Source organism: Acinetobacter sp. CIP 64.7 (assembly GCF_000369745.1).
GTDB classification, from domain to species: domain Bacteria; phylum Pseudomonadota; class Gammaproteobacteria; order Pseudomonadales; family Moraxellaceae; genus Acinetobacter; species Acinetobacter fasciculus.
Genome location: NZ_KB850179.1, coordinates 1729231 through 1754237 on the forward strand (window position 1 = coordinate 1729231; position 25007 = coordinate 1754237).

General features: G+C 44.5%; 27 protein-coding genes. 13 read left to right on the forward strand and 14 right to left on the reverse strand.

What is annotated here, in order from left to right:
• Positions 1–176: 176 nt before the first annotated feature.
• The 6 genes from glyQ to F890_RS14840 all read left to right on the forward strand — a co-directional run bounded on the left by glyQ (position 177) and on the right by F890_RS14840 (position 5421).
• Positions 177–1160 carry a glycine--tRNA ligase subunit alpha gene (gene glyQ / locus F890_RS14815; protein ID WP_005102966.1) on the forward strand — a complete coding sequence of 328 codons (984 nt, stop codon included), beginning with the start codon at positions 177–179 and terminating at the stop codon, positions 1158–1160.
• Positions 1160–3229, forward strand: a complete 2070-nt coding sequence (gene glyS / locus F890_RS14820; protein ID WP_005267524.1) for a glycine--tRNA ligase subunit beta — start codon at positions 1160–1162, stop codon at positions 3227–3229. The genes glyQ and glyS overlap by 1 nt, the downstream gene beginning before the upstream one ends.
• Positions 3230–3296: 67 nt before the next feature.
• Positions 3297–3467 (forward strand): hypothetical protein, encoded by a 171-nt coding sequence (locus F890_RS18660; RefSeq protein WP_017398057.1) that lies wholly within the window; start codon positions 3297–3299, stop codon positions 3465–3467.
• A gap of 255 nt (positions 3468–3722) precedes the next feature.
• On the forward strand, positions 3723–4247 hold the full coding sequence (locus tag F890_RS14830; protein WP_212749449.1) for a hypothetical protein: 525 nt from the start codon (positions 3723–3725) through the stop codon (positions 4245–4247).
• Positions 4248–4319: 72 nt separating this feature from the next.
• Positions 4320–4709, forward strand: a complete 390-nt coding sequence (locus F890_RS14835) for a hypothetical protein (protein WP_005267527.1) — start codon at positions 4320–4322, stop codon at positions 4707–4709.
• Between the two features lie 229 nt (positions 4710–4938).
• A complete protein-coding gene (locus F890_RS14840) occupies positions 4939–5421 on the forward strand; it encodes a hypothetical protein (RefSeq protein ID WP_005267529.1) in 483 nt (160 codons plus the stop codon).
• Between the two features lie 64 nt (positions 5422–5485).
• Here the strand turns inward: F890_RS14840 and F890_RS14845 are convergent, their stop codons facing one another.
• From F890_RS14845 to F890_RS14855, 3 genes are all read right to left on the reverse strand, one after another.
• Positions 5486–6442, reverse strand: a complete 957-nt coding sequence (locus F890_RS14845) for a 2-hydroxyacid dehydrogenase (RefSeq protein ID WP_005102955.1) — start codon at positions 6440–6442, stop codon at positions 5486–5488.
• 87 nt (positions 6443–6529) lie between these two features.
• Positions 6530–6727: a hypothetical protein gene (locus F890_RS14850; RefSeq protein ID WP_005102954.1), complete on the reverse strand. Its 198-nt coding sequence runs from the start codon at positions 6725–6727 to the stop codon at positions 6530–6532.
• A gap of 125 nt (positions 6728–6852) precedes the next feature.
• On the reverse strand, positions 6853–8124 hold the full coding sequence (locus tag F890_RS14855; RefSeq protein ID WP_005102952.1) for a hypothetical protein: 1272 nt from the start codon (positions 8122–8124) through the stop codon (positions 6853–6855).
• Positions 8125–8237: 113 nt separating this feature from the next.
• Here F890_RS14855 and F890_RS14860 point away from each other — a divergent pair, with 113 nt between their 5' ends.
• Complete coding sequence (locus F890_RS14860; RefSeq protein WP_005267531.1) at positions 8238–9014, forward strand: class I SAM-dependent methyltransferase; 777 nt, start codon at positions 8238–8240, stop codon at positions 9012–9014.
• A 15-nt stretch (positions 9015–9029) separates the two neighbouring features.
• Positions 9030–9617, forward strand: a complete 588-nt coding sequence (locus F890_RS14865; protein WP_005267534.1) for a hypothetical protein — start codon at positions 9030–9032, stop codon at positions 9615–9617.
• 136 nt (positions 9618–9753) lie between these two features.
• On the opposite strand, the gene F890_RS14870 is transcribed toward F890_RS14865, so the two are convergent.
• Positions 9754–10953: a TIGR03862 family flavoprotein gene (locus F890_RS14870; RefSeq protein ID WP_005267536.1), complete on the reverse strand. Its 1200-nt coding sequence runs from the start codon at positions 10951–10953 to the stop codon at positions 9754–9756.
• A 4-nt stretch (positions 10954–10957) separates the two neighbouring features.
• Complete coding sequence (locus tag F890_RS14875; RefSeq protein WP_171058375.1) at positions 10958–11602, reverse strand: class I SAM-dependent methyltransferase; 645 nt, start codon at positions 11600–11602, stop codon at positions 10958–10960.
• Between the two features lie 84 nt (positions 11603–11686).
• On the opposite strand from F890_RS14875, the gene F890_RS14880 reads away from it, so the two are divergent.
• Both F890_RS14880 and F890_RS14885 read left to right on the forward strand, forming a co-directional pair.
• Entirely contained in the window at positions 11687–11860 is a 174-nt protein-coding gene (locus tag F890_RS14880) for a DNA gyrase inhibitor YacG (RefSeq protein ID WP_005267541.1), read from the forward strand.
• 265 nt (positions 11861–12125) lie between these two features.
• A complete protein-coding gene (locus F890_RS14885) occupies positions 12126–12890 on the forward strand; it encodes an IS5 family transposase (protein WP_005267543.1) in 765 nt (254 codons plus the stop codon).
• A gap of 227 nt (positions 12891–13117) precedes the next feature.
• On the opposite strand, the gene F890_RS14895 is transcribed toward F890_RS14885, so the two are convergent.
• From F890_RS14895 to F890_RS14915, 5 genes are all read right to left on the reverse strand, one after another.
• Positions 13118–13762 (reverse strand): MBL fold metallo-hydrolase, encoded by a 645-nt coding sequence (locus tag F890_RS14895; RefSeq protein ID WP_005267545.1) that lies wholly within the window; start codon positions 13760–13762, stop codon positions 13118–13120.
• A 22-nt stretch (positions 13763–13784) separates the two neighbouring features.
• The gene (gene hemH / locus F890_RS14900) at positions 13785–14798 is read right to left on the reverse strand and encodes a ferrochelatase (protein ID WP_005267547.1); all 1014 of its coding nucleotides are present in this window, start codon (positions 14796–14798) and stop codon (positions 13785–13787) included.
• Positions 14799–14863: 65 nt separating this feature from the next.
• Entirely contained in the window at positions 14864–15892 is a 1029-nt protein-coding gene (locus F890_RS14905; RefSeq protein WP_005267549.1) for a DUF4062 domain-containing protein, read from the reverse strand.
• A gap of 116 nt (positions 15893–16008) precedes the next feature.
• Positions 16009–16881, reverse strand: a complete 873-nt coding sequence (murI, locus tag F890_RS14910) for a glutamate racemase (protein WP_005267551.1) — start codon at positions 16879–16881, stop codon at positions 16009–16011.
• A gap of 48 nt (positions 16882–16929) precedes the next feature.
• Positions 16930–17541, reverse strand: coding sequence for a DUF1285 domain-containing protein (locus F890_RS14915; protein WP_005267553.1), 612 nt, complete (start codon positions 17539–17541; stop codon positions 16930–16932).
• Positions 17542–17727: 186 nt separating this feature from the next.
• Between F890_RS14915 and F890_RS14920 the strand changes: the two genes are divergently transcribed.
• Positions 17728–19440: an electron transfer flavoprotein-ubiquinone oxidoreductase gene (locus F890_RS14920; RefSeq protein ID WP_005267555.1), complete on the forward strand. Its 1713-nt coding sequence runs from the start codon at positions 17728–17730 to the stop codon at positions 19438–19440.
• 163 nt (positions 19441–19603) lie between these two features.
• On the opposite strand, the gene tusA is transcribed toward F890_RS14920, so the two are convergent.
• The gene (tusA, locus tag F890_RS14925) at positions 19604–19864 is read right to left on the reverse strand and encodes a sulfurtransferase TusA (protein WP_004729361.1); all 261 of its coding nucleotides are present in this window, start codon (positions 19862–19864) and stop codon (positions 19604–19606) included.
• Between the two features lie 201 nt (positions 19865–20065).
• Between tusA and F890_RS14930 the strand changes: the two genes are divergently transcribed.
• Complete coding sequence (locus F890_RS14930; protein ID WP_004278564.1) at positions 20066–20905, forward strand: HlyC/CorC family transporter; 840 nt, start codon at positions 20066–20068, stop codon at positions 20903–20905.
• Positions 20902–22461 carry an apolipoprotein N-acyltransferase gene (lnt, locus tag F890_RS14935; protein ID WP_005102921.1) on the forward strand — a complete coding sequence of 520 codons (1560 nt, stop codon included), beginning with the start codon at positions 20902–20904 and terminating at the stop codon, positions 22459–22461. The genes F890_RS14930 and lnt overlap by 4 nt, the downstream gene beginning before the upstream one ends.
• A gap of 154 nt (positions 22462–22615) precedes the next feature.
• On the opposite strand, the gene F890_RS14940 is transcribed toward lnt, so the two are convergent.
• The 3 genes from F890_RS14940 to gspF all read right to left on the reverse strand — a co-directional run bounded on the left by F890_RS14940 (position 22616) and on the right by gspF (position 24955).
• Positions 22616–22951, reverse strand: coding sequence for a hypothetical protein (locus tag F890_RS14940; RefSeq protein WP_005267556.1), 336 nt, complete (start codon positions 22949–22951; stop codon positions 22616–22618).
• 284 nt (positions 22952–23235) lie between these two features.
• Positions 23236–23670 carry a type II secretion system major pseudopilin GspG gene (gene gspG / locus F890_RS14945; RefSeq protein WP_004278567.1) on the reverse strand — a complete coding sequence of 145 codons (435 nt, stop codon included), beginning with the start codon at positions 23668–23670 and terminating at the stop codon, positions 23236–23238.
• 79 nt (positions 23671–23749) lie between these two features.
• On the reverse strand, positions 23750–24955 hold the full coding sequence (gene gspF / locus F890_RS14950) for a type II secretion system inner membrane protein GspF (protein WP_005102913.1): 1206 nt from the start codon (positions 24953–24955) through the stop codon (positions 23750–23752).
• Between the last annotated feature and the right edge of the window lie 52 nt (positions 24956–25007).

Consider the following 25007-nt stretch of genomic DNA (forward strand, 5'->3'; position numbering starts at 1 on the left):
CAGCTCGGCCCGTATCGACCAGCCAAGCTAAAAATGCAGTAAGACTCTAAATACCGCGTATCCTTTAAGCCTGTTTTATTTTTTTCAGAAAAGTATCCCCACATTAACCCTTTGCCACTCCCCTGCAAAGTCCTTATAATTGAGCACAATTTTTCTCTAATTTTAAGTGGATGACCATGAGTCGCGCCATATCGCATATTGATACCTTCCAAGGCTTAATTCTTGCCTTACAAACTTACTGGGCGGAGCAAGGCTGCGTCATTTTGCAACCTTATGATATGGAAATGGGTGCAGGGACATTCCACACTGCGACTTTCCTTCGTGCGCTGGGTCCTGAAACCTGGAATGCCGCTTACGTTCAACCGTCACGCCGTCCGAAAGATGGCCGTTATGGTGAAAACCCGAACCGTTTGCAACATTATTACCAATTCCAGGTGGTGCTTAAGCCAAACCCGGACAACATCCAGCAGCTTTATCTTGATTCATTAAAAGCGATTGGTATTGACCCACTGGTACACGACATTCGTTTCGTAGAAGACAACTGGGAATCTCCAACACTGGGTGCTTGGGGCTTAGGTTGGGAAGTTTGGTTAAACGGTATGGAAGTGACTCAGTTCACCTACTTCCAGCAAGTCGGTGGTGTTGAATGCTACCCAGTGACTGGTGAAATCACTTACGGTCTTGAACGTCTTGCGATGTATCTGCAAGGTGTAGATTCGGTTTACGATCTGGTTTGGACCAAAGGTCAGTTCGGTACGGTAACGTATGGTGATGTATTCCATCAAAATGAAGTGGAACAATCGACCTATAACTTCGAATATGCCAACGTTGAAAAAATGTTTGAATTGTTCGATTTTTACGAAGCTGAGGCAACGCGCTTAATTGAAGCGAAACTTCCACTTCCTGCATATGAGCAAGTCGTGAAAGCATCACACAGCTTCAACTTATTGGATGCGCGTGGCGCGATTTCTGTGACTGAACGTCAACGTTATATTTTACGTGTACGTACCTTGGCACGTTCAATTGCACAAAGTTATGTGGCTGCACGTGCGGAACTTGGTTTCCCAATGGCTGAACCTGCATTACGTGATGAAGTGTTGGCACAATTAAAAGCGCAAGTTGAAGCAGAAGCGAAAGAAGCAAACAAGGAGAGCAAATAATGTCTAAACATACCGTTTTGTTCGAATTGGGTTGTGAAGAACTTCCACCAAAAAGCCTGAAAAAATTACGTGATGCCTTACATGCAGAAACCGTAAAAGGCTTAAAAGATGCTGGTCTTGCTTTCGATTCAATCGCAGCCTATGCAGCACCACGTCGTCTTGCACTTAAAATCGTCAACGTTGATGCTGCGCAAGCAGATACACAAAAACGTTTTGATGGCCCTGCGAAGCAAGCTGCATTTGATGCTGAAGGCAACCCGACTAAAGCCCTTGAAGGCTTTATGCGTGGTCAAGGCATCACAGTTGACCAAGTTTCGACTTTCCAAGCGGGTAAAGTTGAAAAAGTATGCTTCTTGAAAGACGTGAAAGGTCAAAGCCTTGACGTTTTACTACCACAAATTTTACAAAATGCTTTGGACAATCTTCCAATTGCAAAACGTATGCGTTCTGCGGCAAGCCGTACTGAATTCGTACGTCCCGTAAAATGGGTGGTGTTGTTAAAAGATAACGATGTGATTGATGCAACCATTCAAGATCATAAAGCGGGTAACGTGACGTATGGTCACCGTTTCCACGCGCCTGAAGCGATCACTTTAGCGCATGCTGACGAATACCTTGCGAAGTTAAAAGCAGCGCATGTTGTGGCTTCTTTTGAAGAGCGTCAAGCGATCATCGACCAACAAGTGAAAGCATTGGCGGATGAAGTGAATGCCATCGCAATTGTACCAAGTGATCTTCGTGACGAAGTGACTGCATTGGTTGAATGGCCTGTTGCGCTACGTGCAAGCTTTGAAGAACGCTTCCTTGCTGTTCCTCAAGAAGCATTAATTACGACGATGCAGGACAACCAAAAATACTTCTGTTTGGTGAATAGCGACAATAAACTTCAACCGTACTTCATTACTGTGTCAAACATTGAGTCGAAAGACCCGACACAAATTATTGAAGGTAACGAAAAAGTGGTTCGCCCACGTTTGTCTGATGCTGAATTCTTCTTCTTGCAAGATCAAAAGCAACCGCTTGCGTCTCGTAAAGAAAAACTTGCGAACATGGTGTTCCAAGCAGAGCTTGGTACGCTTTGGAACAAGTCTGAACGTATTGCAAAATTGGCTGTTGCGCTTGCGCCTATTACAGGTGCAAAAGCGGAAGATGCTGAAAAAGCGGCACTTCTTGCAAAATGCGATTTAACCTCTGAGCTTGTGGGTGAATTCCCTGAACTTCAAGGGATTGCAGGGACTTACTACGCACGTCTTGAAGGTGAAAATGCGGAAGTGGCTGAGTCTTTAGGTGAGCAATACTTACCTAAATTCGCAGGTGACGTTTTACCGAAAACCAAAACTGGTACAACCATTGCTCTTGCGGATCGTTTAGATACGCTCACAGGTATTTTCGGTATTGGTCAAGCGCCTACAGGTTCTAAAGACCCATTTGCACTACGTCGTTCTGCAATTGGTATTTTGCGTCTTGTGACTGAAAACGAGCTTGATGTTTCAATTGAAGATTTGATCAAACTTGCACTTGCTGCTTATGGCGATGTATTGAAAGATCACGACAAGACTTTGGCGGATGCTGTGGCATTCCTTGAAGGTCGTTACCGTGCGAAATACGAAGACCAAGGCGTTGCAGTAGACGTGATTCAGGCAGTTCAAGCCTTGTCGCCAAAATCTCCACTTGATTTTGACAAGCGTGTAAATGCGGTCAATCACTTCCGCGCATTGCCTGAAGCGGCTGCGCTTGCTGCTGCAAACAAGCGTGTTGCGAACATTTTGGCAAAAGAAACTGCTCCTGAAGGTGCTGTAGTTGAAGCAAACTTGGTTGAAGATGCTGAAAAAGCATTGTTCGCTGAACTTGCTAAAATTGCGCCTCAAGTTGAGCCGTTATTTGCTGCTAAAGACTATACTGCTGCGTTGTCTGCACTTGCTGCACTTCGTGCGCCAGTGGATGCGTTCTTTGACGGCGTCATGGTGATGGCTGATGATGCTGACCTGAAAGCAAACCGTTTACGTATGCTTGCGCAGCTTCGAGGCTTGTTTACGAAAGTGGCTGATATTTCGGTATTACAGCACTAAGTCAGACATTTGAAATAAAATTAAAACCCTGCTAGAAATAGTGGGGTTTTTTATTTTTCTCAATAATATGAAATTATCACAAGCACAAAAAGCATTAGAATTTTTAAAATCTAATCCTAACCAAAAATTTACAGCTAGATTTATTGCTGATAAATTAATTGCTACATATCCTCAAGACTATATTGAGAAAAGAAATAATATTAAATTTGAAAACAATGAAAGTGCTTTTAAACAATAAGTTATTCGAGAGTTATATAGTATTTTCCCAGACTTAATTCAAAATAATCCTTGTGTAAAATATCAAGAAAAACCAAGTCCACGCCAATATTGGTATGAACCAACTTCAAATCTTTCACCAGTAAAAGGAATTGACTTCCATAATTCATTAATTATTGATGCAGAAGACAATAATCCCCCATCGATTCAAGAAAAAATATTTTCAGAATATGACTTATATCCTGTATTGATAGAATACCTATCCCAAGAACTCAATTTGCTTACATTAAGAATTGATGAAAAAAGATCATCAAATACTAGAGGACAAAATGGTAATCAATGGCTACATCCAGATATTGTGGCAATGCAAGCATTAGATAATAAATGGAATGATCTAGTTAAAACTTGTGTAAAGCATAGTTCTGGACAAAATGTTCGACTTTGGTCATTCGAGGTAAAAAAAGAACTAAATAACTCAAATATTAGAAGTAGTTTTTTCCAAGCAGTAAGTAATTCTAGTTGGGCAAATGAAGGATATTTAGTTGCGACCTCAATTTCTACCAATGAAGTTGAAGAAGAACTTCGTATGCTCTCAGCCCTCCATGGTATTGGTGTAATAATTTTAATTCCTGAAAATCCTACTGAAAGCGAAATTTTGCTTCCTGCTCGCCGGAGACCAGAAGTGGATTGGCAATCAATAAATCGAATTTTAAATGAAAATTCCGACTTTAAAAATTTTATTGAATTAGTCTCAATTTATTATCAAACTGGTCGTATTCGTACGCAGGATTGGAATCGTTAATCATTGAGCTATAGTCATTTTCTAACCGATTCCCTATACTCAACCTAACAACACTCAACAAGAAAGAATCATATGAAATTTAAAACACTCATTCTGACTGGTCTTGCGAGTATCGCAGTTACAGCTTGTACATCTGCACCAAAAATCCCACAGCTTCAGGTTGGCGTCTTACAGGAAGTCCAAAACCTCGAAGTTGTTCCAGCTACCACCAACAACAAGGCAAAACTGACCAAATTCCTCGACAAATGCGTGATTGAATTCACCGGTGATATTGGCAATAACCGTGTCATTGAACAATGGTCATTTAAAGGTATGACTCTAATCGATGCCGGCTCAGCGACTTTCCAGCGCGACGGTACTAGCACTGCACAAAACTTTGACCTGCACGATGCAGGGGTACAGAAGAACTTTGTCAGCTTACGCGAACATTTCGCCAAAGATGCCCTGACACAATGTGATTAAAAAGATCGCCTTGTTTCTAGTCTAAGAACAGGGCTTTTATTTTGCTAAAAATCAATTCGACACTTGGGCTAATTTCTACTGCCCTTTCTTTAAAAATTACAATATTTCGGCACAGATCAACCTGAAAGCTCTGCACTCTTCACAGGATATTCATTGTTTTTGACCAATTATCCGTTACACTGAAAAACAAACTCAGACCGCACTTAGACGAATTCGAGGTCGATCCATAATGAATATCAAAACCCCAATTATTTTAACGACAGCTTTAATGCTTTCTGTTCCAGCATTCGCACAAACCACGACTCAGTCTGCCAAACCGGTTAAACCCTATGGTGAAAATCCGAACTTGCTGCATGTGTTTGCCTATAAAGCACAAGAAGGCGTGATTAATACCGCCGAGAAAGTCGGTGAAGCAACGGAAAAAGGCATTGCCAAAATCAAGCCGGGGGTAGACCGGGCCTGGAGCAATACCAAATCTACAACCTCGGAAACACTGCAAAAAGTAGATCAGGGTGCAACTCAGGCAGCCCAGCAAACCGGTCAGAAAATCCAGCAGACCAAAGAAGTCTGGCGTGGCAATTCACAGCAGGCGGCTATTGTTCAGCAGCCTTTAAGTGAGCCCTCTGCTGCCCCACAGCAAACAACCACCCCAAAAATGCAGCCTCAATCTGGTTCAGGTTCAGCCACCAGTTATGCGGTAACCGATTTATAAAAAAAGCCCGTAATGGGCTTTTTTATTTTTAGAAAATAAAACTATTACCTTGTATCAACGCGGTCTATGAATTGACCTGTCGGATCGGCTGACCTTGTTTAAATGCTTCTACATTTTCCACCATCTGATCCACAATGCGTTGTCTTGCATCGACACTGCCCCAGGCATTATGTGGTGTCACAATCAGGTTCGGAATTGTAGGATCGAGTAGCACATTACCCTGTTTCGGTGGCTCTACCGTTAGAACATCCGTCGCAGCACCGGCAATCTTGCATGCACGCAGAGCCTCAGCCAAAGCAGCTTCATCGACAATACCACCACGCGCACAGTTAATTAAAAATGCACTGCTTTTCATTGCATCCAGTTCAGCATGACTGATTAAATGTCGGGTATCCTCAGTGAGTGGACAATGCAGACTGAGAAAATCGACTTGAGCAAGCAGCTCGGCAAATGGCACACGCGATGCATCCGCCGGACGGTTTGGCAGCACAGCAATGAGAACTTTCATGCCAAAGGCTTCGGCCAGTTTCGCCACCGCATGACCCAATTCGCCATAACCGACAATGCCTAGTGTTTTTCCGGCCAGCTCGACAATCGGCGCATCCAGCAAACAGAACTGGCTGGCTTTTTGCCATTCGCCTTGTTCTAATACACGTTGGTACGACAAGAATGAAGTCGCCAGATTGAGCATCAACATGATCGTATGCTGCGCGACTGCCGAAGTACCATAGGCCTGACAGTTACACACCACGATCCCACGTGCTTTGGCCGCCGTAAGGTCGACATTATTGGTACCGGTTGCAGAGATTAAAATGAGTTTAAGCTCAGGGCATTGTTGAATGGTAGCTGCATCGATCACGACTTTATTGGTTATGATGACATCGACATCAGCTACACGGGATACAATCTCGGCAGCCGAGGTCGCCGGATACAAAACAAGTGGATCAAATGCGGCATGCAGTGCCTGAAAGTCCAAATCCTGCTGGTCTAAAGAAGCATAGTCTAAATAAACGGCTTTCATGGCTGTTCCCTCAATCCTGTTTGACAATTTATGTGTGTCATTTAAAACAAGTCATTAAGGCTTTTCAACCTGTTTCCACTGGAACAATTAATCCAGCGGTTTATCCATATAGTTACGTAATGACTTGCGGATTCGATACACCACATACACGGATAGAATAATCATAAAAATGACGGATGCACTGACCATAATCACTGCAGGATGCACAGTTTCTGCATGCGCCAGATTGGGTAGAACCAAACCGAAGATAAAACATACTTGCATCATCCGAGTCGCTTGCATCATAGAGATCCCCTTCTTCGTTTCAACCATCGGGAACGATATAATTGGTTTATTATTTATACCGCTTATCTCTATATTATGCCAAGCCCATAACAAGTCAAGTAATTGTTTTTTATTAAAATTTTCAGTTAATTTGTCTCACTGTGCGTCACAAACTGCGTATTTTTGTCACTATCGTCGATAAAAGCAGCAGCACCATATTCATTGGTACTCAGATTCAGCTGCTTATAGCTAAACATATAAAAATCACTATAGCGCTTCATTAAAATCGGGTGCATGCCCAGACTGAGTTCATCCTGTTCCTTGATCAGCTTCATGATATGCCGGTCATTCATCACCACCAGATAACGTTCATCATTCAGGTTAATACTCAATAAACCATTACCTTTGGCATAAATTGGAATCAGGAATTTATGGTTCAGGGCAATTGCACCTTCTGCATAACTTTCGATTTTATGGCTGATGACATTAAATACCAGACCATGCCCATACTGGTCCAACAGCAACTGACGATTTTCCTGCGGCAAATTCACATGAATGCCCAGTTTGAGCAGGTCATGCTGATCAACCTGTTTATTGCGTAACAGTTCCCGCAAAATCACCTGTTTCTGGCTGGCATCAAAAAACTGGTTATCCAGTTGCAGATCGTTATTTTTCAGAATGTGTCCCAAAGCCATGCGGTGTCGTGGCAAGACATTTTCAATCACCTTGCGATAATAGAACTTGCTGTTTTTCTTGACCCGGCGCATTTTCTGATAGAAATAGCTTGGCTCATATTCATGCACCAAAAAGTCATAGAGCAATTCGGAACTGGCCAAAACTGCGATCGCATCATGTCCGGTAAAAGGTAAATGCAGCACATGATGATGCGGAATCAGCGCCTCTAATTTCAGATAATGGGCACGATCTTCGGCACAGTAAGGATCATAGACAATAATATATTCACACGCAGGGTCGATATCTTCGGCTGCAACCCGCATATTTGTATTCAGCTCTGGCTGATAGAACATGTTATAACGGGCATCATGTACATCTTCCGGATCGATCGAGTATTGCGGCACCATCGCCACCACCCGTTGTACGCCCAAGGCACGGGAATACTTGATCGCAGCATAGCCGCCCATCGAACCGCCATAGGCAATACGCTGCTGAAACGGCTCAATCAGATCTGCGATGGCTTGCAACATGTTCCACATGGAACCTTGCGGAAACCAGGATTTATGCTTGGGCATAATGCCAAGCACATTAAACTCGAATTTCGCCAGTGACTTTTCTGCATTGATGTTGAGGCCCTTGGCACGGGTAATCAAATCGCCAAATGAAAAAATTAGTTCTGAAGAAGATCCCGGCATAAAAATCGCGCGTATATGTTCATCTTCAAAAACAATCTGCTTGTCCATAACTTTCCCGTGCTGGTAAATCGAACCCTTCCACAACAATTCAGTCAATGAACGCTGTCAAAAAAGTGAATATGCTATTTTATATCGATCAAAAAGATTAAAAAGCGCAAAATATGACACAATCATTACATCCTGCAGCAAAACGGGGTTTTAGTGCGTCGGCTGAGCTCTATCAGCAAGTGCGTCCCGATTATCCGGCAGAAATCAGCCAATGGCTGAGTGAAACGCTGGCTTTGCCTGTAGATGCGCATCTTCTGGATTTGGGCAGCGGCACCGGCAAGTTTATCCCCTATTTACGCCCGCTCAGTAAGCACATTATCGCAATTGATCCTGTCCCGGAAATGCTGGCTCAATTAAAACAGGCGCATCCGGACATTCATGCTCTTGAAGGCGTTAGCCATCAACTTCCCTTGCCCGATCATAGCCTGAATGCGGTATTTTGTGCACAGTCATTTCACTGGTTTGCCGATTCTGCTACCTTACAAGAATTAGACCGGGTACTCAAACCGCAGGGTTATCTGGTGTTAATCTGGAATCAGCGCGATACTCGGGCAGACTGGGTTCAGGCCTTGGCCGATTGTATTGCCCCCTTGGAAGGCGATACGCCACGCTATCATAGTGGCGCCTGGCGCAAGGTCTTTGCACAGCAAACGCTATTTCAGCCTTATGCAGAAACCACAATGACCCAACAACAGCATGGCAGTGTCGAGCAGGTGGTATCGAAACGGCTGCTCTCGACCAGTTTTATTGCAGCCATGCCGGTACAGCAACAAGCACAGTTAAAACAACAATTTGAACAGATCATCCAGCAATATACAGCCAAAAGCGCAGAGGAAATGATCGATTTTCCTTATGTCACCCATATTTATGTGTTCAAGAAAAGTAATTAAAAACAGGAGGCGATCATGCATAAAATACCAGGAATGACACGAACGCTGTTGTTCGCTGCGGCCATGCTGCTGATGGCATGTGACCAGAAAACGACCGAAACTCCGACTGAAGCGATAACAGATAATACAGCTTCAGATCAAGTCATGCAGGAACTGAAAACTGAGCCGCTGAAAGACTTCCCTAAAACTGCTGATGATCCGCATGATATTGCCGCATTGACAGATTATGAACAGCGCTTTCAGGAAATGAGTAGTGACCTGGAAAAAGAATTGAACAGCATGCGCGATGATGAAAATATGACAGAAGAATTTGTCCAGCAACGTCAGCGTGATCATGTCCAGTCAGCATTGAATATGTTAAAGGCTTTAGAACTGAAAACCGAACAGGGCCGCTATATTCAGGGCTTGATGTATCAGTACTGGGAACATCAGGACAAATTACTCAATACTCCCAAGACTCAAGCTGCGCCCGTGAATGAAGCCAGTGAGAATGTCAAAGGTCTAGGGAAATATCTACACGCCCAAGAACAGCTGGAACGCTGGCGTTCGCAATATCCAGATCTCGCCAAGAAAGAACCCGCTTCCCGGCAAGTGAAGGAATAGTCTAGGAGGCTAGATTGGCACACAGCTTAGATCAAATACAAAAATAATCTAAGCTGAACTGGCAGTTTGAAAACAGCGTGGATGAGCAAGACCTGTTCTGCTGAGCCTGAATCTCAGCAGAAGCGCCAGAAATGACTTAATCTGCTGTCAGAAACTGATGCACGCCTTCACCCGCTGCACGCCCTGTGGCAAAACAGGCGGTCAGCAGATAGCCGCCTGTCGGTGCATCCCAGTCCAGCATTTCTCCGCAAAGAAATACATGCGGGTTAGATTTCAATTGTAGCTGTTCTGACAACACTTCACGCTTGACACCACCTGCACAGCTAATCGCCTCTTCAATCGGGCGGAAACCTGTGAGTGGAATAGTCAAATGTTTAATTTTTTTGGCTAATTCATGAGCGTCTTGCCATAATGCTTTGGCCACCAGCTCCCGTACTAGAGCTGCCTTGGCACCGTCCAATCCGGCTTTACGCCAGACATTACTTAAAGACTGCTTCTTACTTGGCTGTAATTTTTGTGCAAGCTGTTCGATGCTTTGATTTGGGAATAGGTCCAGATGCAGCTGCATAGGCTGCCCCTGTTTTAGTTGCTCGCGTAAGCCACGACCCTGCTTATAGATCAGACCACTTTCCAGACCATAATGACTGATCACGATATCGCCAATGGTTTTTTCACCTTGCCCAACCCATGCCTCGACACGCTTTAAAGGTTGACCAAAAACTGGCTGCATAAACCGAGACCAAGGATATTCCACTCCAGCATTACTGGCCTGAAATGGCTCAATTTCATCCGGTTTCAGCCAGGCTTGCCATGCCCCATCACTACCCAATGCTGACCAGGACACTGCACCACAAGCCAGAATAATGGCATCAAAATATTCAGTGCGATGTTCATTATTTTTCAGATCATGCAGCTCAAGCTGTTGCTGCTGCAACTGGCTGACTTTATGCCGGTAATGAAACTGAACGCCATCACTGGCTAAACGTTTGAGCCAGGCACGCAGTAAGGGCGCGGCTTTCATCTCTGTGGGAAATACCCGGCCAGACGAACCGATATAAGGTTCAATACCGAGCTGTTTCATCCAGTCTTGAATCCAGAGCGCATCCCAGCGTTTGATCCAGGGAGACAACCACTCCACCTGATCATAACGTTGTACAAACTGTGGCACAGGCTCGGCATGGGAAATATTCAGACCGGTTTTGCCTGCCATCAGGAATTTACGCGCAGCAGACGGTTTTTGCTCATAAACATGCAGCTCATAATCAAACTGACTGAGCACTTCTGCTGCCATTAAGCCTGCGGGGCCTGCGCCCACAATAGCAATGCGTTTGCTCATCTGATTATTCCGAGACGGTGGCATTCTGCCCTTGCAAAGGCTGGAAATCATCAAAACGTGTCACATAAATTTCAGGCTTGCTGATGATCAGTTGCTGGCATAGTTCACCGCGCTCCAGATATTTAATTTCAAAATGGGTACGCGCCGAATCTGCAGCAATCACTTCTTTGACAAAAGGTAGCTTCCAGAGCTCTCGCACTTGTATTTCTGCTTCTTCGATATAGGCAGGAATATTACTGGCCAGCGTAATCGTTCCACCGGTTTTCAGGCGGGAAAGCAGGAACTCAAAAAATGGCATATTGACCCAGCGCTGCGCCGGATTATGCGGCTCAGGATTTGGATATAAAATAAAGAATTGTTCTACCTGCTCCGGATACAGTGCATGCACGATCCACGGTAAAGCATCGGCATGAACGGTCTGTAAATTGGTTTGCCCTTCAACAGCATGCTGTTTTTGCATCGCCAGAAATTTTTCCCGGGTACGTTCAATCGCAATCAGTTGAGTGTCGGGATTGTTCTTGCTGAATAACAAGGCATGTTTACCTTTACCCGCTCCCACTTCGACGCAGACCGGTTCAGGACTGATGCTTTGAAAATCACGGGGCGCATGCATACGCTGTGCTTGAAATTGACGAATCGGCATAATCAGATCAAACTAATAAAAACCGCATAAGTCTAACAAGTGCGGCTATATTTGCCTAATCGAACCTTTATTTTTCTTTGGAGTCGTCCCATGCCTACCACTTTAAACTGTCCACGCTGTGGCAAGCTGGCCACTTGGGAAGATAATGATTACCGTCCTTTTTGTTCAGAACGTTGCAAGATGATTGATCTGGGTGCCTGGGCCAATGAGGAATATAGTTTGCCTACCCAGGATGCACCACAAGCCGACAACAGCGAAGAATAAAATGTCTTACCTGTCGAGACTTATGTCCGAAAGTACAATCTTGTCGAAATTAAGTAAATAAATCATATGAATTTTATAAAATTACTTAGATAAAGCAACACGAATTAACATCTTTCATAAAGCCTTAGTATTATTGTTCTACTCTAAATTTTCACATTATTTTTAGAGCAATAATATGGGTTATATTAGGGTCTGTTGACATTTACTGTTCAAAAAAATAGCGAGAAAGTAAAATTTAATCGCCAAACTAAATTTACTTCTCGCTATGCCTCGTACAATGCTGAATGATCAACACTGGTCTAAGTTACTTTCTATTTTCCGAAATTTTGATATCTATTTCAAATCTAATTTGAGAAATTTTGTCGAAGCAATACTTTATAGAATAAGAACAGGCTGCCCATGGCGTGATTTGCCTAAAGAATTTGGTTCGTATAACTCAATCTTTAAAAAATATAATCGTTGGTGTAAAAATGATAAGTTAATGAAAATATTTAAATTAATTTCTTCAAGTGCTGATATGGAATGGGTTTTTATTGATAGTAGTCATGTTCGGGCACACCAACATTCTGCTGGAATAAAAGATCAGGATATTTCTAAAAGCATTGGTGGAAATAGTTCTAAAATACACTTAGCTGTTGATGCGGATGGCAATCCAATCGAAATTATTATCTCCGATGGAACGATACATGATGTCAAGATTGCTCCCAAAATGATTGAAAAACTTGATTTGAGTGAAACGGAAGTATGTTGTGCAGACAAAGGATATGACTCTGAATCATTAAGAGAACAAATATCTACGAAAAAAACTAAAGCGAATATTCCAAGAAAATCAAATACTCAGTCAAATAATGATCATATGGATTGGTATTTATATAAAATCAGACACTTAGTTGAGAATGCATTTTGTAGGTTAAAGCAGTTCAGAGGAATAGCAACACGATATGATAAGCTAAAGTGTAGCTATGAGGGGGCAGTTGTATTAGCTTGTATATTTATTTGGCTACCTTTATCGGGTAAATTCTATACTTGAAATGTCAACAGACCCTATTTTAAGAGTCATATTAATTGGGGTTGGTCTACTCGCACTTCTTTCGTTGGGAGTCGGCATTTTCCAACAAGATAGTTTATTTATTGTATTGGGTGTGCTTTTTGCTTTTGCCGCTTGGCTCATACACATGCAAACGCGACAACTTCGCAATAATCCCTTTTCAGAATAAAGATAAAAGACCAAACTATGTTGGTCTTTTATTTACGCTTTTAACCCGCTTGGCTTGCAACAAAAGGATTATGCTGCTTTTCAAAACCAATGGTGCTGACCGGTCCATGTCCTGAAATAAATTGGGTTTCATCTGGCAGGCTGAAACATTCACGCTGAATTGAATCTAAGAGCTGTTGATGATTGCCACGCGGGAAATCAGTGCGGCCAATCGAGCCTTTGAACAATACATCACCTGTCCATAACAAGGCATAATTTTTGTTATAGAACATCACGTGACCTGGCGTATGGCCTGGAGCAAAACGCACTTCGAACTCTTCATTGCCGAGTTTGAGTACTTCACCACCTTCCAGCCACTGGGTCACTTCGACTTTTTCCGGAATCGGGAAGCCATAACGTGCAGACACTTCCTGAATCATGTCGAGCCAGAAGGCATCTTCTTTATGTGGTCCAATCACCGGTACATTCCAAGCCTTTTTTAATGCACCCACCGCACCCGCATGATCCAGATGGCCATGAGTGAGCCACAAGGCTTTAACCGTTAAACCCAGCGCTTCAACTTCAGCTTTCAGTTTTTCAGGTTCGCCCCCTGCATCAATCAAAATGGCTTCTTTAGTGTCCGCATCCCAAACGATGGAACAGTTTTGCTGAAATGCAGTAACTGGAACAATTTTGACTTGTAACATGGGGTGAAAAACCTCGGGCAAGTTAATGGGCAAGTATCTGTGTCAATGCATCCAGATTAGCCTGTAGTAGACTGTTGAGCAATCGCAAATGATCTTCACGGCTATTTAATGCCGGAATATAGCTATAGCTTTCTCCGCCTATTGCTTTAAAAGTCTCGGCATTTTCGATTGCCAGCTCTTCAAGCGTTTCCAGACAGTCCGCAGAAAATGCAGGACTCATCACCTGAATGGATTTCACCCCCTGCTTCGCCCAATCTTCAAGTAAAACATCGGTATAGGGCTTGATCCACTCCTGTTTACCAAACCGCGACTGGAAGCTGATCGCGTATTGATCTTCATTTAAACCTAGTACTTCCGCCACCAATTTACCCGTGATGCGACAACGGTCGGCATAAGGATCGCCTTTATCGGCATATGGCTGTGGAATGCCGTGGAAAGACATCAACAATTTCTCTGGTTGACCATGAATTGTCTGATAATCACGTACACTTTGAGCCAGCGACTGGATAAATAAAGGATGTTGATAATAATCCCGGATCACTGTCAAACCGGGTAAATTGCGCTGTTTCACCACCCATTTCGCCACTGCATCGTATAGAGGTGCGGTCGAAGTGGCAGAATATTGTGGAAACAAGGGAAATAGAATCATGTGTTCCTGTGGCTGCGCTGAGACCTGTGCCAAGACATCCTGAATATTCGGATTGCCGTAGGTCATTGCAGGTACCACATTCAGTTCAAACTGCGGATAAAGCTGGGTGAGATGCGTCTTGACTGCTGCGACCTGCTCAAACAGAATTTCACGCATCGGCGAATCCTGTCCCCATACTTGCGCATAGGCCTGTGATACCCGCTTTGGACGGAAAGGCAAAATGAATAAGCGCAGAATGATTTGCCAGATCGGTTTGGGAATTTCAATCACACGCTGATCAGATAAAAACTGCTTGAGGAAACGGCGTACCGCTGGAATCGTAGGCTCATCTGGTGTGCCCAAGTTTGCCAATATAATCGTCACTTTCGCTTTAGCAGGAGAATACATTCAGTTCGTCCGTCAGGATATCAACCCCTGTACTTTAACAGCTTTTTATTTATTCTCTCTATGGATTAATACGCTGACTTATATTGAAAAGTGCGATCTAAATCCAGCAAGCTGCTGTCCAGCAACTTTTGCGCTTTTGGCGTGATCTGCCACAGCATGCGCTGTCGGTCATCACGACCGGATGGCACAATCCAGTCATTCTGGCGCATTTGAATTTTTAAACTATGCAAGGCACGAATATTCATCTGGGCACGCGCGACAGCATGCGCACGCGGCATCTGCACCCGTGCATCCTGCAGACCGGTTTCATTCAGATATTCATTCATGCGCTTCGAGAAAAACTCTTCAGGGGTCGGATTGACAAAAGTTGAACCCAATAACGCCAACAATTGTGCCCAAGTCAGTTTTTTATGGACTTTGATTTCTTTAAAATTACCATCCTGATAAGCATGCATCCGGTATTCAAAAGAAAAAATTTCATGCATCGCCACTTTGGGCAGGCTCAGGAATGGATCGACTTCTGCAGTTCCGCCATCGCGTTCCAGTTGCGCCACTTTAGCTTTCAGCTGATCAATCTCGTCATGCAGCGCCTGGGTATTTTGCGGACGCACCCAGCCGGTTACCGGATAGCGCTCCAGCATTTGCGGCATGTTAAAACGCACTGCCATTTCCAGATCGCGCAGGCTACGGTAAGTAAAGACCTGATCCACTTCTTGCTGTAACAGTTGACGGAATTCCTTAAATTTTTCCTGTAATTCCGGTTTGGCATCATGCAATGCACTTTCACGTGATGCCGGGTCATCATGCATAAACACAATAATCGGTTTTTGCTTGGTCACTGCATAAATATATTCGAGATGCATATAGCCAACACCCGATACCGACTGCTCCCCATACTGGCTGCCCAGCAAAATCACGACATAATCACAGTCATCAATCTGGCGGCGTGCAAATGCAGTATTCAGCGGTGTACGCTGTTCCAGTCCCCACGAGAAAAACCCCATTCCTACCAGTGTTTGAGACAGAATGATACGCTCTGGTTGCATTTCTGCCCCAGAGGTTGAGATGAACACTTGGTACCGTTTATCCAGCATGGGCTATCCTCTTCTCCTGTACATTTGGATAAAAAATGCATCATCACATGCTTCTTTACCCAATATGGCCACCCCAAAATCAAAATATCTTTCTTCTTAAATTATAAAAATGAGTTTTAGACTGCACTCATATTACTGACCTGCCATTTTAAATCGGCCGGAATCAGGTGCTGCAAAATCGGTCGGAGCTGTTCAGCATTCTGCCCACTCACCACCAATTCAATTTTCACGCTTTCTTTAGACTCTTGCTCAAATAATAACCCATTTTTAATTAAAATTCGGGCCGTTTGTCTTGCAACCGCGAATCCTGAGTCAATTAATGTCAGCTTTTGACCAAAAATATACTGAATTGACGATTTTAGGAAGGGGTAATGTGTACATCCTAACACTAAATAATCAGCGCCTTGATCCACAACTGGTTGTAAAATCTCTTTTAATGTTTGCAAACAGGCTGTACTCATCTGCTTTCCAGCCTCAACAAAAGGCACCAGATCCAGACTGGTCACAGGCAGGACTTTGACTTGAGCCGGTTCAGCAAAACGGGAAATCACATCTTTAATCAGCTTACCGCGAAAGGTCGCGGGCGTGGCCAGTACCGCCACAGTTTTCGACTGGGTATTCAGGACTGCCGGTTTAAGTGCAGGTACTAAACCGATAATCGGGAAGTTTTCACCATAATAGTCACGCAAATAATCCAGACTAAAAGCGGAAGCGGTATTACAAGCCACCACCGCAACTTTACAACCTTGACGATAAAGCCATTCAATCGCCTGAGCCGTCAGGGCACGAATTTCCTGATCATCTCTCGGGCCATAAGGCACATGCGCAGTATCCGCATAATAGACAAAGCGCTCATTAGGCAAATGGCGGGCAATTTCCAGGGCGACTGACAAGCCGCCTACGCCTGAGTCAAAAATACCAATCGGCGCATCTGCCGTGGCATTGGGCATCGGGTCTAATAGCTGGGAAATTGGTTGAATAGCGCTCATAACGTTGCAGGTGGCTTGTTTGAAATTTCTAGCGATCAAGCTTAAACCTCAGGTGCTCAAATGCAAGTCTAAATCACCACTTTTCAAACTTAAAACAGTTCCGCCTGCCGGATTTTCATCAAGCTCGCCCATCTCCACTAGATGTAAAAATGCAGCGCGCTGGATCAGGGCATTGATCCCAAAACGTATATGCACATAAGGCCGTAGTTCACCTTTATATTCACGCATAAAGATTGGATGTTCAGCATCGACAACAATCAGATCTTGCGTGGTCGTGCCCAGTTGCAGATAAGTCACTCCATTGATCTCAATCTGATCAACCTGATTGACAAATAAAGGTTCATCTTCAACTTCAATTTCAATCATTTCTACTGGTGTTTTTAGATAGAATTTATCGTTTTCTTTCCATAGGACCGTTGCAAACAGGTCGATCATCGGCTGACGCTTGATCAATTGACCTTCGTGCCACCATTCGCCGTTGGCTAAAACCTTCAGATCCATGGTGCCACAATGCTTTGGCTGCCATTGCTCCAAAGGGGGAATTGACCTTTTGTGACTGCTCTGTGCATCTTTTAAGTATTGTGCGATATCCATTAAATTTTTATCATCGGGATAAGTTACTTTTTTCGTCGGATTTGTGCTGGGTACTGGCTTATCCATAAAAGAAGACCTTAATGACGGAAAAATAATATGTTTCAGCCAATTGGCTAAAACCGGCTTTAAAACTATACTAGCCCAGATTATCAAAGACACCAGCATTTTTGTGTCTAGGAACCAAGAACACTTATGGCAGCACCCAACCATCCGGTTATGGTTGCCACCGAATAGTAATATGAGGAGTCCTACATGGAACACATCGAACGTGAATCGATGGAGTTTGACGTCGTCATCGTAGGCGCAGGCCCTGCGGGTCTTTCTGCTGCGATCAAAATCCGTCAACTTGCAATTGAAAACAACTTAAACGATTTGTCCGTTTGTGTCGTAGAAAAAGGCTCCGAAGTCGGTGCACATATTCTGTCTGGTGCTGTGCTTGAACCGCGTGCCATGAATGAGCTGTTCCCCGACTGGAAAGAACAGGGTGCCCCGCTGAATGTCCCGGTGACTGAAGATAAAACCTTCTTCCTGCTTTCAGATGAAAAATCACAGGAAGCACCGCACTGGATGGTGCCTAAAACCATGCATAACGATGGCAACTATGTCATTTCACTGGGCAATGTGGTGCGCTGGTTAGGCCAGAAAGCGGAAGAACTGGAAGTGTCGATCTTTCCGGGCTTTGCAGCCTCTGAAATTCTGTATCATGCCGATGGCACGGTAAAAGGCATCCAGACCGGTGATATGGGTATTGGTAAAGATGGCGAACCAACGCATAACTTTACTCCGGGTTATGAACTGCATGCCAAATACACCATCTTTGCTGAAGGCTGCCGTGGTCATCTCGGTAAGCGTTTAATCCAGAAATTCAACCTGGACAAGGATGCGGATCCGCAACATTACGGTATCGGGATTAAAGAACTTTGGGAAATCGATCCTGCCAAGCACAAACCGGGTCTGGTGATGCACGGTGCCGGCTGGCCGCTTTCTGAAACCGGTTCTTCAGGTGGCTGGTGGCTCTACCATGCTGAAAACAACCAGGTGACCCTGGGCATGATCGTGGATCTGTCCTATACCAACCCGCACATGTATCCATTCATGGAAATGCAGCGCTGGAAAACTCATCCATTGATCAAGCAGTATCTGGAAGGTGGCAAGCGTATTTCTTATGGTGCACGTGCTGTGACCAAAGGTGGATTTAACTCGCTGCCGAAATTCACTTTCCCGGGCGGCTCATTGATTGGGGATGATGCCGGCTTCCTGAACTTTGCCAAGATCAAGGGTTCTCATACGGCGATGAAATCCGGCATGCTCTGCGGTGAAGCGGTATTTGAGGCGATTGCTGCTGGTGTCGAAAAAGGCGGTGATCTGGCGGTGGCGCGTGTAGTGGAAGGCGAAGATTTCTTTGTCAAAGAACTGACTGCTTATACCGACAAGTTCAACAACAGCTGGTTAAAAGAAGAGCTCTATAACTCGCGTAACTTTGGCCCGGCAATGCACAAATTCGGTCAATGGATCGGTGGTGCCTTTAACTTTATCGACCAGAACGTGTTTAAAGTGCCGTTCACCTTGCATGATCTGGTTCAGGACCATGCTGCGCTAAAAACCCAGGCAACTGAAAGCTTTAAGCCGAACTATCCAAAACCGGATGGCAAGCTGACCTTTGACCGTCTGTCTTCGGTGTTTGTATCGAATACGGTCCATGAAGAAAACCAGCCAGCGCATTTGAAACTCACCGATGCTTCAATTCCGGTGGAAGTAAATCTGCCGAAATGGGATGAGCCTGCACAGCGTTACTGCCCAGCGGGTGTCTATGAGATCATGAAAAATAATGACGGTTCGAAACGCTTCCAGATCAATGCAGCCAACTGTGTGCACTGCAAGACCTGTGACATCAAGGATCCTTCCCAGAACATCACCTGGGTAACACCGGAAGGTGGTGGTGGTCCAAACTACCCGAACATGTAATCTAATCATCAGATAAAAAATAAACCCGCTTTTAAGCGGGTTTATTTATGGATAAATATTTAGAATTTCAGTTCCTGTCCATTCATCTATTTAATTAAGCAGATTTTTGAAATTTTATTTTCTAAATAAGACAAATCTTTGAGCTCATCAGCCCTTGGTATTTTTAGCCGCCTTTTTTGACTAAATAATGAAATTCTTTATTACCATTTTCATCCAGACGTTCTTCTTGCAATAGCAACTCATGTCCCAGATGCATACAGAATTTTGGAATATCCCAAGAAGTCGAATTATCCGTAGCAAACACCTCAACCACATCACCTGCCTTGGATTTACGGATCGCCTGATGCAACATCATCACTGGCTCAGGACAACGCAAACCTCGGGTATTCAATTGCAGACTTGGAATAATTTCAGTTGGGGACATCGATAGACTCAGGATGGAAAGACCGCCATATTTTAGCATAAAGCTGCGATTACATTGCTGCTTTACATACGTGGCCAGCTCCAAAATCAGCGCTGACTCGCGCGATCAAGACTGCGCATCATATTTACAATAGACAAGCGAATTTTCTGCGGTATGATAAAACCACGTTTTTTTAGATATTAAGAGTCTTCAGGAAAAATCATGCACGAGGAATCAGGCCCGTCGTGGGGTATGCGCGGCTTACGCAAATGGCTGGGAACTGCACCCGAAACTCGCGACGAACTGCTAAAATTAGTACAAGATTCACGTCGATTTTTAGAACCCGATACTGTTGCCATGCTTGAGGGCGTTCTTGACCTCCCGGCAACCAAAATTCGTGAAGTCATGACGCCTCGCACGTCCATGATCAGCTTACAGGAAGATGACCAACTGCTGGATATCCTGCATGTGCTGGTCGAGTCTGCGCATTCACGTTTTCCGGTATTTTCATCCGATCAGACCGACAATGTAGTCGGAATTCTGCTGGCCAAGGATCTATTGCCTTTTCTGACTGAACCGACGGCCAAAGTCGACATTCGCGCGCTTATGCGTCAGCCTTTGTTTGTTCCGGAAAGTGCCCGCTCCGATCAGGTGCTGCGCATGTTAAAGAATACCCAGACGCATATTGCGGTGGTGATTGATGAATACGGTACGACCTCAGGTCTGGTGACACTGGAAGATATTCTGGAAGAAATTGTCGGTGAAATTGAAGATGAACATGACAATGCTGATGAAGAAGCATACTACATTGTTCCGGACAATGATCCGACTACCGCCAATACCTGGGTAGTCCAAGCCCTGACTCCAATTGAGTATTTCAATAATATGCTGGATGCGACTTTCCCTGATGATGAAGTGGAAACCATGGGCGGCTTGTTATTACAGGAAATTGGTCTGGTGAGTGACCTTGAAGGTCAAACCATTGAACTGGAAAACTGGCAATTTACCATTCTTGAAGCAGATTCGCGCTCGATTCACCTGATTCGAGCCGTGCGCCAATGAGAGCGTATTTCGATAAGCTGTTGAGTTCGTCTCAACAGCAAAAAACCTTGCCGCTGATCTATCCTGTTTTAATTGCCTTATTTGCAGGTGCCATTTTCAGTTTGGCATTAGCCCCCTATCATTACTGGTGGCTGGCGATTCTGTCTCCGGCACTGCTCTATGCCTGCCTGCGCGGACGTAGCGCAAAACAGGCCTTTGGCATTGGCTGGGCTTACGGGATTGGCTTGTGGTTTGTCGGCGCATTCTGGCTGTACACCTCGATTCATGTTTATGGCGATACCAGTGCATTTCTCAGTGTCGTGATGATCCTGATCATGGCACTGGTGATGGGTCTGTTTAGTGCCGTTCAAACGTTTGTCTATCGCCGCTTTTTCCCGGAAACTCCTTTAACCTTTGCCCCGCTGTGGGTGCTGTTTGAATGGTCCAAGACCTGGGTCTTTACCGGATTCCCATGGCTATTCGCCGGCTATGCCTTTACCGAACGCTACCTAGATGCTTATGCGCCCTTATTCGGGGTGTTTGGCGTATCTTTCGTGGTGATCATTCTGGCCTGTGCGCTGGTTGAAATTCTAAATAGACGCCTGTTCTGGGCCATTCCTTCGGCAGTTTTATTACTCGGTGCCTGGGGTGCAGCACAACTGACGTTTGTTGAGCAAAAAAATCAGAAGCCTTTAACGGTTTCTCTGATTCAGGGTAATATTCCGCAAGACTTGAAATGGCTGACTGAATATCAGGTGAAGACCTTATTGATTTATGCCAATTTGAGTAAAACTGAATGGGGCCGCGATCTGATCGTCTGGCCGGAATCTTCGATTCCCATGTTCCAGACTGATATTGAAGCCTTTCTGGAAGCCATGAAAGTACAGGCTGAAAAATCAGGTACGGCCTGGGTGACCGGCATTCCGTATTGGGATTTAGCAGAATCACAGGCTGCGGGTTATCCAAAATATTACAATAGTATTATGGCCAGCGGAGATGAATCCGATGGGCTATACAAGAAGCAACGACTGGTTCCTTTTGGTGAATATATTCCACTTTCAGGCTGGTTAAGTTGGGTTCTGCCGGCACTGCAAAATGATCCATCCATGAGTGGTTTTACCCGGGGCGCAGATCATCAAAAACCATTGAATGTAAAAAATCATCCTTTGGGTTCTGCGATTTGCTATGAAGTGGCTTATCCGAATTTGACCCGTCGCAATGCCAGTCAAAGTGATTTTCTGGTGACCGTGTCTAATGATGCCTGGTTTACCGGCACGGCAGGACCATTACAGCATCTGCAGATGGTGCAAATGCGTGCTAAAGAAAATGGCCGCTGGTTTATTCGGGCGACCAATACCGGTGTGACCGCCTTTATTGACCACAATGGTCACATTGTGAAAAAAGCCCCGATGGATCAGGAAGCAGTATTACGTGGCGAACTTCCAGCCATGCAGGGTGAAACGCTATATATGAAACTCAGCGACTGGCCGGTCCTGATCTTCTCGGTTCTACTCTTGCTAGTGGGCTGGCGCTTCCGTCCACGTAAAGTGGATGTCAGCTTTAAATCTAGACGGTAATTTTTTCAAGTACCCCTTTTACAAAGGGGGACTTAGGGGATTCCTGAATATAGCATCTTATCAATCCCTCCTAAGCTCCCTTTACGAAAGGGAGGAACATTCAAGGCAATAAAAAACCGAGGTCATAGCCTCGGTTTTTTCATCTCTTTCAAGCTTAAAATTGTATAGCCAAATAACACAACATGCTGGCAAGAGACAGCATCGGCACATGACGATACAGGTTAACCAGTGTCTGCTCAAATGCTGAGCTTTGCTCGGCCTGAATGCGAATTACACTCGCGTTTAATGCTGACCAGAAACACAGTGCCAATAAACTGCTCATCAAGCTGATAGCAAAAAAGGCCACCATAATCTGGCTGCTGCCTTCGGTGCTTTGCCATAAATGGACGATTCCCTGACTGATCGGCAGCATGCTTAAAACCAGAAGAACAGATTTCAGCATCGACCAATGAAATTGATTGATTTCATCTCCTAAGATTAATGCTTTCATGTGCTTCTCCGTTGGCGAGTCAAGTACCATTCAGATCATTATGAGCTTTTTTAAATAAATAGAAAGTGTATGTTTATTCATATTTTACGAGAATTGTAATAGATAAATATGGGAATAATTCTTATTATAACTCGCATATCGTTTTTATTATTTCATTATTATAAATATCATTAACTTACATTATATTTAATAATTAATAGTTATTATCACTTCACTTCGTATTGAAATAGCCTATTCAGTGAAGTGATATATTCTATCTATCGAAAATTTATAACGATTCTCAATTAAGGCTGATAATAAATATCGGCATCTGTTCCTTCACCACCCGATTGACCATCTGCACCAAATGAATACAGATCGAAGCTGCGGCCATCGGTGCCCGGAATCACATATTGCAGTTCATTATCCCAGCTGTCTTTTGGAAAACCGCCCTTGACATAACCGCCTGGCACCCAGTTTTTTGCAGTCGCTGGCTGATTCACCAGTGCATCCAGACCGCCTTCCTGCATACTTGGATACTTGCCATTGTCCAGCTTGTATTGATCCAGTGAACCTGCAATGCTCTGCAACTTGATCACGGTGGTATCTACTTTGGCTTTTTCACCGCGTCCCATCACATTCGGAACAATCAGCGCAGCAAGCACACCGAGAATAACAATCACCACCATGACTTCGATTAAGGTAAAGCCCGTCTGTTTATTTAATTGATTCCTTTTCATTCAATCTCTCTCATTTATTTGCATCATTCAGAATTTCCACTTGAATCTTGATCACAGCAAAATTCTAACTGGCTTCTGTTTAAATCATATTATTCATATTCACAATTGGCAGCATCACTGCAATCACAATCACCAAAACAATACTGGCCATCAATACCAGCATTAAAGGTTCCAGCAAGGCCAGTAAAGTTGAAATCAGGGTGGTCACTTCGCGATCCTGCATCTGTGAAGCACGTTCCAACATGCGGTCCAGTTCACCAGACGCTTCACCACTTTTGATCATTTGTACCATCATCGGCGGGAAATAACCACTGCGTTCCAGTTGGGTCGCCAGGTTGCCACCTTCAGTGACTTTTTCCGCTGCCAGATTGACAGCATCACGGATCACCCAGTTGTTACTGACTGCAGCACCAATGCGCAGTGCATCGACCAGCGGCACGCCAGACTGGGTCAAAATGGATAAGGTACTGGCAAAACGTGCGGCATTAATCCCGCGTGACAATTTGCCGAATAAAGGTAATTTTAAGGTCAGACGGTCAAAGGCATAATGCCCGGCGGTGGTTCTTAAAAACCGGACCAACAGGAAAATCCCCAAAGCACCACCAATCAATAAAAATGGCCAAGCAATGCGGATAAAATCACTGGCTTTCATCAAGGCCACGGTAATCCACGGTAAGGCGTCTTTACTCTGATCAAAAGTCTTGACGATATCCGGCACCACATAGGTCATCAGCCCCATCACAATCGCAAAGGACATCAGCATCAGAATAATCGGATAGATCATTGCACCTTGAATTTTTTTCTGCATGGCAAACCGGTTTTCGGTATAGTCAGCCAACTGATCCAGAATCAGGTCCAGATGTCCGGAACGTTCACCGGCAGCAATTGTGGCAATATACAGTTCAGGAAAACGTCCGGATTGCTGCAGGCCCTGCGCCAGACTATGCCCTTCCAGCACTTTTGAGCGCACTGACATCAGCAGGTTTTGTACATGTACTTTTTCGCTTTGCTTGCCAACAGCACGGATGGCTTCTTCCAATGGAATCGCGGCGGCGACTAGCACGGACAGCTGCCGGGTCATGAGAGCCAGATCATAGGCGGTAATACTTTTTTCAAACCATTTTCGACGATGCTGCTGGTCTTTTTTTTCAACAGGATCAACAGAGACAGGAATAAGTGCTTTATCCCGTAATTGTTGCCGGATCTGACGTGCAGAATCCCCCTCCAGCACGCCTTTTTGCTGCTTTCCTGAAGCATCAAGCGCAATAAACTGATATGCAGGCATTGTAATGCTCTAATTTTCCAAAATTTTGCTCAACGCTGTTGCGTCAGACCAC

Excerpts from the sequence above, each read along its gene's own strand:
- F890_RS14915 (WP_005267553.1), bottom strand. The coding sequence starts at position 17,541 with ATGGATAAGCCAGTACCCAGCACAAATCCGACGAAAAAAGTAACTTAT.
- hemH (WP_005267547.1), bottom strand. The coding sequence starts at position 14,798 with ATGTATTCTCCTGCTAAAGCGAAAGTGACGATTATATTGGCAAACTTG.
- F890_RS14905 (WP_005267549.1), bottom strand. The coding sequence starts at position 15,892 with ATGCTGGATAAACGGTACCAAGTGTTCATCTCAACCTCTGGGGCAGAA.
- gspG (WP_004278567.1), bottom strand. The coding sequence starts at position 23,670 with ATGAAAAGGAATCAATTAAATAAACAGACGGGCTTTACCTTAATCGAA.
- F890_RS14885 (WP_005267543.1), top strand. The coding sequence starts at position 12,126 with ATGCCTCGTACAATGCTGAATGATCAACACTGGTCTAAGTTACTTTCT.
- F890_RS14870 (WP_005267536.1), bottom strand. The coding sequence starts at position 10,953 with ATGAGCAAACGCATTGCTATTGTGGGCGCAGGCCCCGCAGGCTTAATG.
- F890_RS14880 (WP_005267541.1), top strand. The coding sequence starts at position 11,687 with ATGCCTACCACTTTAAACTGTCCACGCTGTGGCAAGCTGGCCACTTGG.
- murI (WP_005267551.1), bottom strand. The coding sequence starts at position 16,881 with ATGAGCGCTATTCAACCAATTTCCCAGCTATTAGACCCGATGCCCAAT.
- F890_RS14845 (WP_005102955.1), bottom strand. The coding sequence starts at position 6,442 with ATGAAAGCCGTTTATTTAGACTATGCTTCTTTAGACCAGCAGGATTTG.
- F890_RS14840 (WP_005267529.1), top strand. The coding sequence starts at position 4,939 with ATGAATATCAAAACCCCAATTATTTTAACGACAGCTTTAATGCTTTCT.
- F890_RS18660 (WP_017398057.1), top strand. The coding sequence starts at position 3,297 with ATGAAATTATCACAAGCACAAAAAGCATTAGAATTTTTAAAATCTAAT.
- F890_RS14860 (WP_005267531.1), top strand. The coding sequence starts at position 8,238 with ATGACACAATCATTACATCCTGCAGCAAAACGGGGTTTTAGTGCGTCG.
- F890_RS14855 (WP_005102952.1), bottom strand. The coding sequence starts at position 8,124 with ATGGACAAGCAGATTGTTTTTGAAGATGAACATATACGCGCGATTTTT.
- glyQ (WP_005102966.1), top strand. The coding sequence starts at position 177 with ATGAGTCGCGCCATATCGCATATTGATACCTTCCAAGGCTTAATTCTT.
- tusA (WP_004729361.1), bottom strand. The coding sequence starts at position 19,864 with ATGTCCCCAACTGAAATTATTCCAAGTCTGCAATTGAATACCCGAGGT.
- F890_RS14930 (WP_004278564.1), top strand. The coding sequence starts at position 20,066 with ATGCACGAGGAATCAGGCCCGTCGTGGGGTATGCGCGGCTTACGCAAA.
- F890_RS14850 (WP_005102954.1), bottom strand. The coding sequence starts at position 6,727 with ATGATGCAAGCGACTCGGATGATGCAAGTATGTTTTATCTTCGGTTTG.
- lnt (WP_005102921.1), top strand. The coding sequence starts at position 20,902 with ATGAGAGCGTATTTCGATAAGCTGTTGAGTTCGTCTCAACAGCAAAAA.
- F890_RS14895 (WP_005267545.1), bottom strand. The coding sequence starts at position 13,762 with ATGTTACAAGTCAAAATTGTTCCAGTTACTGCATTTCAGCAAAACTGT.
- F890_RS14940 (WP_005267556.1), bottom strand. The coding sequence starts at position 22,951 with ATGAAAGCATTAATCTTAGGAGATGAAATCAATCAATTTCATTGGTCG.
- gspF (WP_005102913.1), bottom strand. The coding sequence starts at position 24,955 with ATGCCTGCATATCAGTTTATTGCGCTTGATGCTTCAGGAAAGCAGCAA.
- F890_RS14835 (WP_005267527.1), top strand. The coding sequence starts at position 4,320 with ATGAAATTTAAAACACTCATTCTGACTGGTCTTGCGAGTATCGCAGTT.
- F890_RS14920 (WP_005267555.1), top strand. The coding sequence starts at position 17,728 with ATGGAACACATCGAACGTGAATCGATGGAGTTTGACGTCGTCATCGTA.
- glyS (WP_005267524.1), top strand. The coding sequence starts at position 1,160 with ATGTCTAAACATACCGTTTTGTTCGAATTGGGTTGTGAAGAACTTCCA.
- F890_RS14865 (WP_005267534.1), top strand. The coding sequence starts at position 9,030 with ATGCATAAAATACCAGGAATGACACGAACGCTGTTGTTCGCTGCGGCC.